Annotated in this window: 6 protein-coding genes; 3 read left to right on the forward strand and 3 right to left on the reverse strand. The window is 72.6% G+C overall.

The window, feature by feature from the left end; all coding sequences use genetic code 11:
- From IF37_RS0137555 to IF37_RS0137565, 3 genes are all read right to left on the reverse strand, one after another.
- Positions 1 to 1,157: FtsX-like permease family protein (locus tag IF37_RS0137555; protein ID WP_030753884.1), on the reverse strand; the 1,157-nt coding region annotated here is incomplete at its 3' end.
- A 20-nt stretch (positions 1,158 to 1,177) separates the two neighbouring features.
- Complete coding sequence (locus tag IF37_RS0137560; protein WP_030753887.1) at positions 1,178 to 1,927, reverse strand: ABC transporter ATP-binding protein; 750 nt, start codon at positions 1,925 to 1,927, stop codon at positions 1,178 to 1,180.
- Positions 1,924 to 2,430 (reverse strand): PadR family transcriptional regulator, encoded by a 507-nt coding sequence (locus tag IF37_RS0137565; protein WP_030753889.1) that lies wholly within the window; start codon positions 2,428 to 2,430, stop codon positions 1,924 to 1,926. The genes IF37_RS0137560 and IF37_RS0137565 overlap by 4 nt, the downstream gene beginning before the upstream one ends.
- Positions 2,431 to 2,568: 138 nt before the next feature.
- On the opposite strand from IF37_RS0137565, the gene IF37_RS0137570 reads away from it, so the two are divergent.
- From IF37_RS0137570 to IF37_RS0137580, 3 genes are all read left to right on the forward strand, one after another.
- Positions 2,569 to 3,840: an ABC transporter substrate-binding protein gene (locus tag IF37_RS0137570; RefSeq protein WP_030753891.1), complete on the forward strand. Its 1,272-nt coding sequence runs from the start codon at positions 2,569 to 2,571 to the stop codon at positions 3,838 to 3,840.
- Positions 3,841 to 3,971: 131 nt separating this feature from the next.
- Positions 3,972 to 5,618 (forward strand): glycoside hydrolase family 13 protein, encoded by a 1,647-nt coding sequence (locus IF37_RS0137575; RefSeq protein ID WP_253915961.1) that lies wholly within the window; start codon positions 3,972 to 3,974, stop codon positions 5,616 to 5,618.
- Between the two features lie 38 nt (positions 5,619 to 5,656).
- A complete protein-coding gene (locus IF37_RS0137580; protein ID WP_030753895.1) occupies positions 5,657 to 6,985 on the forward strand; it encodes an ABC transporter substrate-binding protein in 1,329 nt (442 codons plus the stop codon).
- The last annotated feature ends 153 nt before the right edge of the window (positions 6,986 to 7,138 follow it).

Raw genomic sequence — 7,138 nt, forward strand, 5'->3', positions numbered from 1 at the left:
CGCCGGGCCGGCCCGGGCAGCCGCCCGCCCGCCGGAACGGCCGGGCGCGGCACCGGCACCGGTGGCACCCGCCCCGCCCGCCAGGCCGCGAGCCCGGTGGTCAGACCGATGAACAGCACCGCGCCCGCCGGCACCGCGCACAGCGCCAGGGTGTGCCCGGGCAGTCCCTGCCACACGCCCACGGCGGTCCCGAGCCGGCCCGGGACCCCGCCGCCCAGCCCCTCGGTGAGGACCGCGCCGATGACGGCGCCGAGCAGGGCGTAGGCCAGGTGCTGGAGCAGGAAGACCCGTACGACCTGGCCGGGCGTGAAGCCGATCGCCTTCAGCACCGACAGGTCCCGCAGATGTCCGCGGATCCGGGTGGCGATCGCCCCGTGCACCGCGAACCCCGCGGCGATCAGGGCGCCCAGCCCGAACAGCCCGAGCACCTGGCCCAGCAGCCGGTTGTCGCCCTGGGCCTCGGCGCGCGCCTGCTGCCAGGTGGACACCTCGCCGACCGCGCCCGCGCCCAGCACGGTCACGGCACGCTGCACCGCGTAGTCGGTGTCGGCCGGGTCGCCGAGCCGCAGTCCGACGACCCGGCCGCCGGGGGCGCGCACCGCGGACGGCAGCGCCCACACCAGTCCCGGCTGGTCGCCCGGTCGGTAACGGGGTTCGGCGCTGTCGGCGACGCCCTCGACGGTCAGCGTGCGGGCGGTGCCGGGCAGGGTGAGGGTGTCCCCCGGCTCCACGAGCAGGGCCCGGGCCAGGCTGCTCTCCAGCACCACGCCGTCCGGCGCGGCCGGGTCCAGCCAGCGCCCGGCGGTCAGCAGGGGCCGGCCGACCGAGGGCGGGCGGGGAGTGGCGCGCAGCTCCACGGTGGCGCGGATGCCGCGGGCGGCGACGACGGCGGTCTCGGTGCGGTAGGGACCGGCGACGGCGGTGACGCCGTCCAGCCGGGCCAGCGCGCGGGCGTCGGCCGAGGGCGCGGTGTGCAGCCAGACGTGCGCCCCGCGCGCCTCGGTGAACGTCCGCTGCCAGGGGTTCGTGGCGTATCCGAACAGGGCGGTGGCGAGCAGCAGCGAGCCGACGATGCCGGCGGTGGCCAGCACCAGGAACAGCGCCTCGCCGCGGTGGGCGCGCAGATCGGAGTGCGCCCAGCGCAGAGTGGCCCGCATGTCCCGGAGATCGAGCACGGTCAGTCCCTCAGCTCCAGCACGCCGGAGATGCCACGGCGCCGGGGCGGTGGCGTGCCGTCCAGGACGGCGTCGTCGGCGATGCGGCCGTCGAAGAAGCTGATCACCCGGTCGGCGGCGCTGGCCAGCCGGGCGTCGTGGGTGACCAGCACGATGGTCTGGCCGCGTCCGTGGAAGCGGGACAGCAGCCGCATCACCTCGCGGGTGCCCTTGCTGTCCAGGCTGCCGGCCGGTTCGTCCGCGAGCAGCAGCGGCGGGTGGTTGACCAGGGCCCGGGCGAGCGCGACCCGCTGCTGCTCGCCGCCGGACAGCTCGCCCGGCATGCTGCGCTCCTTGCCCTCCAGGCCCAGCTCGGCGAGGAGCGCCCGGCGTTCGGCGCACGCCTTCCTCGGCGGGACGCCGGCCAGCAGCGCGGGCAGTTCGACGTTGTCGGCGACCGACAGGTTCGACACCAGGTTGAAGAACTGGAAGACGATCCCGATGGCCGTGCGGCGTTCGACCGCCCAGCGGGCCTCGCTGAAGGAGTCCGTGCACCGGCCGTCGAGCCACACGCTGCCGCCGTCCGGCCGTTGCAGGCCGCCGAGCAGGTGCAGCAGGGTCGACTTGCCGGCCCCGGACGGCCCGGTGATCGCCACGAACTCGCCGCGGGCCACGCTCAGGTCCACCCCGCGCACGGCACGGGCGGGAGCGCCCTCGCCGTAGTGGGTCTTCACCAGGCCCTCGGCCCGCAGAACCGGAGTCTCCTCGCTCATTCCAGTTCCTCCTGGCACCGCTCCAGCCAGTCGAGGTCGGCTTGGAGGTGCAGCATCGCGCCCTCGATCAGCAGCTGGGCGATTCGGTTGTCCCGGCTCTCGGCCGCGGCCAGTTTCGACAGGGTGCGCATGGTGTTCAGGTACTGGCGCCGCTGCCGGTTGATGAGCGCGATCTGGTCGGCGAGGCCGGTCTGCGGGGCGAGGGCGAGCTTCATGAAGAACTCGTCCCGGACCCGCGGTTCGTCCTCGGTCACCTCGAACCAGCCGCGCAGCGCCTCACGTCCGGCCTCGGTGAGGTGGTAGACCTTCTTGTTGGGCCGGCTGGACTGCTCGACGTCCTCCCCCTCGATCAGCCCGGCCTTCTCCAGCCGGCCGAGGGTGACGTAGACCTGGCCGACGTTGGGCTGAGGGTACGCGGCGCCCAGCAGTTGCTCAAGGTCCTGCTTCAGCTCATACCCGTGGGCCGGGCCGCGGGCAAGGAGTGCCAGGAGGGGCAGGCGCACTCGTGCTGTCCTCCCGTCGGCTCCGGCTCCATGTGCTCCAGGCCCTAGTATCGCCCATACCTAACAGGTATACATGGCCTCGCCCCCGGGTGAGGGGCGGGCAAAGGTGCCCGTGTGCCGGTGTACAGGGAGGAACCTATGCGGTGGATGAACGCCGCCGGTAGGGTTCTTCTGGTTTTCGTCGTGATCATGACCGGTTACACAGCCTCCGGCGCCCGCGCCGACGAGGGCGCCTCCGGCGGGCGTGGTCCGCTCACCCTGGCCACCGCCGGCGACCTCACCGGCTATCTCGGCCCGCTGCTCACGGGCTGGAACCGCACCCACCCCGGCGAACGGGTCACGCTCGTCGAGCTGCCGGACTCCGCCGACGAGACCCACGCGCAGATGACGACCGACCTGCGCGGCGGCGACCGGGGCCGGTTCGACGTGCTGAACATCGACGTCGACTGGACCTCCGAGTTCGCGGCGGCCGGCTGGATCCGCCCGCTGCCCCGCGACCGCTTCCCGCTGGGCAGCTTCCTGCCGCCGGTGGTGGACACCGCGACGTACGACGGACGGCTGTACGCGGTCCCGTACGTCACGAACGCCGGACTGCTGCTGTACCGCAAGGACGTCCTCGCCGAGGAGGGCGTGCCCCCGCCGCGCACCTGGGCCGAACTGGAGCGCGACGCGAAGACCATCGCGCCGAAGTACGGACTCGACGGCTACGCGGGCCAGTTCCTGCCCTACGAGGGCCTCACCGTGAACGCGGCGGAGGTCGTGTACTCGGCGGGCGGCACCATCCTCGGCGGCGAGGGCAGACGGGTCACCGTCGACTCGGCCGCCGCCCGCGAGGGCATCGGGTTCCTCGCCCGCGGCTTCCGCGAGGGCTGGATACCGAAGCGGGCGCTGACGTACAAGGAGGAGGAGTCCAAACAGGCGTTCCAGGACGGCCGGCTGCTCTTCCTGCGCAACTGGCCCTACGCCTACGCGGTCGCCTCCGGGGCGGGCTCCAGGGTCGCCGGGAAGATCGGCGCCGTGCCGCTGCCGGGGCCCGACGGGCCGGGGACGAGCGTCCTCGGCGGCTCCAACCTCGCGGTCAACAGCCATGCCCGGTACCCGGACTCCGCCGCGCGTCTCATCGCGTACCTGACCAGCGAGTCCGTCCAGCGCCAGGTGCTCACCCGGGGCGCGCTGCCGCCCGTGCGCGCCTCGCTGTACGAGGACCCCGGGCTGGTGCGGCGGTTCCCCTACCTGCCGACGCTGCGCACCGCCGTCCTGACCGCCCGTCCGCGCCCCAAGAGCCCGCACTACGACCAGGTCAGCCTGGCCGTGCAGGCGGTCGTGCAGGACGCGCTCACCGGGCGCCAGACGCCCGGGCAGGCCGTGCGCCGGCTGGCGCGCGAACTCGACGCCATCGCCCGTCGCTAGTTACCTGTTAAGTAACGCCACCATCACGACTGCGGTCGTCTTGGGGTGTTTTGCCCCGGTATCGAAACCCAACTCGCCAGTATCTTCTGTTCATTTCGTTGACACCTTCGCGCATCGCCTACCTAACATGCATGCACAACAGCCCCTCTTCAGAGACAGGTTCCACTGGGTTGAACAGGCATCATTGGTGGCGGGACGCGGTCATCTACCAGGTGTACGTCCGCAGCTTCCTCGACAGCACGGGCGACGGCATCGGCGACCTGGCCGGCGTCCGCGCCGGACTGCCGTACCTGAAGAAGCTCGGCGTCGACGGCATCTGGCTGAGCCCCTTCTACCCCTCGCCCCAGCACGACCACGGCTACGACGTGGCCGACTACGACGACGTCGACCCGGTCTACGGCGACCTCGCCGAGTTCGAGAGGCTGATGGCGGCGGCCGGGCGGCTCGGCATCAAGGTCCTGATCGACATCGTCCCCAACCACTGCTCCAGCGAGCACCCGCTGTTCCAGGAGGCACTGGAGAGCGCGCCCGGCAGCCCGGCCCGCGCCCGCTTCCACTTCGCCGACGGCCGTGGCCCGGACGGCGCCGAGCCGCCCAACAACTGGCACGCCATGTTCGGCGGCCCGGCCTGGACCCGCGTCGCCGACGGCCAGTGGTACCTGCACATGTTCACGCCCGAGCAGCCCGACTGGAACTGGCGCAACCCCGAGATCGCCGCCGAGTTCGACCGCGTCCTGCGGTTCTGGCTCGACCGGGGCGTGGACGGCTTCCGCATCGACGTCGCCGCCGGCCTGTTCAAGCACCCCGAGCTGCCCGACTCCGACGACCCGGAGGCCGACGCCCGCACCCGCGACTCGGTCAACCCGCTCGCCTGGAACCAGCCCGAGGTGCACGAGGTGTGGCGCCGCTGGCGCTCCATCTGCGAGGAGTACACCGACCGCGACGGCCGCGAACGCCTGCTCGTCGGCGAGGTCTCCGTGCCCACCGCCCGCGAACACGCCCTCTACGTCCGCCCCGACGAACTCCACCAGGCCTTCTTCTTCGACCTGCTCGGCGCCTCCTGGGACGCCGACGCCTTCCGCAAGGTCATCTCCGAGGCCATGCAGGACATCGCGGGCACCGGCTCCACGGTCACCTGGGTCCTCAACAACCACGACCAGGTCCGCACCGTCACCCGCTACGGCGAACCCGCCCCGGCCGGCAGCGGCCTCGGCGCCGCCCGCGCCCGCGCCGCCGCCCTGCTGATGCTGGCGCTGCCCGGCGCCGCCTACATCTACCAGGGCGAGGAACTGGGCCTGCCCGAGGTCGTCGACCTGCCCGACGACGTGCTCACCGACCCGATCTTCCGGCGCACCGGCAGCCGCGCCCGGATCCGCGACGGCTGCCGCGTGCCGCTGCCCTGGTCCGGACAGGCCTCGCCGTTCGGCTTCACCTCCGGTGCGGAGGGGGCCAAGCCCTGGCTGCCGCAGCCGGAGTACTTCGCCGAGTACGCCACCGACCGCGCACTCGCCGACACCCGCTCGTTCTGGCACCTCTACCGGGACGGTCTCCAGCTGCGCAAGTCCCTGCCCCAGCTGGGCGAGGGCACGCTGCGCTGGCTGGACACCCCGCCGGAGGTCCTCGCCTTCACCCGCGGCGACGGACTGGTCTGCGCCGTCAACTTCGGTACGGCCCCCACGCCCGCGCCGGTCTCCGGCACCCCCCTGCTCTCCAGCGGTCCCTGCCCGCCCGGCGTCCTGCCCGGCGCCACGGCGGCCTGGTGGCTGAACGACCTCTGATCACCCGTCTCCCACCCCGATCGAAAGGTCCGTCAACGATGATGCGACGTCGTACGACCCTGCTCACCGGCTGCACCGCCCTCGCCCTCGCCCTCGGCGCCACCGCCTGCGGCGGCGGCGGATCCGTCTCCGCGGGCGGCGGCGACAAGGCGCTCAGCGGCCAGACCGTCACCGTGGCCGGCGTCTGGTCCGGCAGCGAGCAGAAGAACTTCCAGAAGGTGCTGGACGCCTTCACCGAGAAGACCGGCGCGAAGACCCAGTTCGTGTCGACCGGCGACAACGTCTCCACGGTCGTCGGCAGCAAGATCGAAGGCGGCAACGCGCCGGACGTCGTGATGGTCCCGCAGGTCGGCGTGCTCCAGCAGTTCGCCAAGCAGGGCTGGCTCAAGCCGCTGTCCGGGACCGCGCAGCAGACGATCACCGCCGACTACGCGCCGGTGTGGAAGAAGTACGGCAGCGTCGACGGCACCCTCTACGGCCTCTACTTCAAGGCCGCCCACAAGTCGACGGTCTGGTACAGCCCCGACGCGCTCGCCCAGGCCGGCGTCAAGCCGCCGAAGACCTACGACGAGCTGCTGAAGGCCGGGCACACCGTCTCCGACTCGGGCCTCGCCGCCTTCTCGGTCGCCGGCCAGGACGGCTGGACCCTCACCGACTGGTTCGAGAACGTCTACCTCTCCCAGGCGGGCCCCGCGAAGTACGACGCCCTCGCCACCCACCGGATGAAGTGGACCGACCCCTCGGTCGTCGAGGCCCTCACCACCCTCGGCAAGCTCTTCAAGGACAAGCAGCTCATCGCCGGCGGGCAGCAGGAGGCACTGAACACCGACTTCCCGGGCTCGGTGGAGAAGGTGTTCGGGCCCAAGCCCGAGGCCGGCATGGTCTACGAGGGTGACTTCGTGGCCGGTGTCGCGCACGACCAGTTCGGCAAGACCATCGGCAAGGACGCGAACTTCTTCCCGTTCCCCGCGGTCGCCGGCGGCACGGCACCGGTGGTCAGCGGCGGTGACGCGGCGGTCGTCCTCAAGGACGGCAAGAACGCCGACGCCGGCATGAAGCTCCTGGAGTACCTGGCCACCCCGGAGGCGGCGGCCGTGTGGGCGAAGGAGGGCGGCTTCCTGTCCCCGAACAAGAAGCTCGACCCCGCCTCCTACGGCGACGACGTCACCCGCGCCACCGCCAAGTCCCTGATCGGCGCGGGCGACACGGTCCGCTTCGACATGTCCGACCAGGCGCCGGCGGCGTTCGGCGGCACCAAGGGCACCGGCGAGTGGAAGCTCCTCCAGGACTTCCTGCGCGACCCCTCGGACCCGAAGGGCACCGCGGCGAAGCTGGAGTCCGCGGCGGCCAAGGCCTACAAGGACTGAGTGCCACCACCATGACCGCCACCACACTCGTGAAACAGCAGGCGGGCCCGCGGGCCGCCGGCCCGGCGCCCGTCCCCGCCGCCGAGCCGGTCGCCGCGCAGGGCACCGCCGAGACCGCCGTCGGCGCTCCCGCCCAGGCCGCCGTCGTCGACG

It is taken from the genome of Streptomyces sp. NRRL S-31, assembly GCF_000718775.1.
Classification (GTDB): domain Bacteria; phylum Actinomycetota; class Actinomycetes; order Streptomycetales; family Streptomycetaceae; genus Streptomyces.

Bases quoted from the DNA above. Each gene is read 5' to 3' on its own strand.
- IF37_RS0137560 (WP_030753887.1), bottom strand. From the start codon at position 1,927: ATGAGCGAGGAGACTCCGGTTCTGCGGGCCGAGGGCCTGGTGAAGACC.
- IF37_RS0137570 (WP_030753891.1), top strand. From the start codon at position 2,569: ATGCGGTGGATGAACGCCGCCGGTAGGGTTCTTCTGGTTTTCGTCGTG.
- IF37_RS0137575 (WP_253915961.1), top strand. From the start codon at position 3,972: ATGCACAACAGCCCCTCTTCAGAGACAGGTTCCACTGGGTTGAACAGG.
- IF37_RS0137580 (WP_030753895.1), top strand. From the start codon at position 5,657: ATGATGCGACGTCGTACGACCCTGCTCACCGGCTGCACCGCCCTCGCC.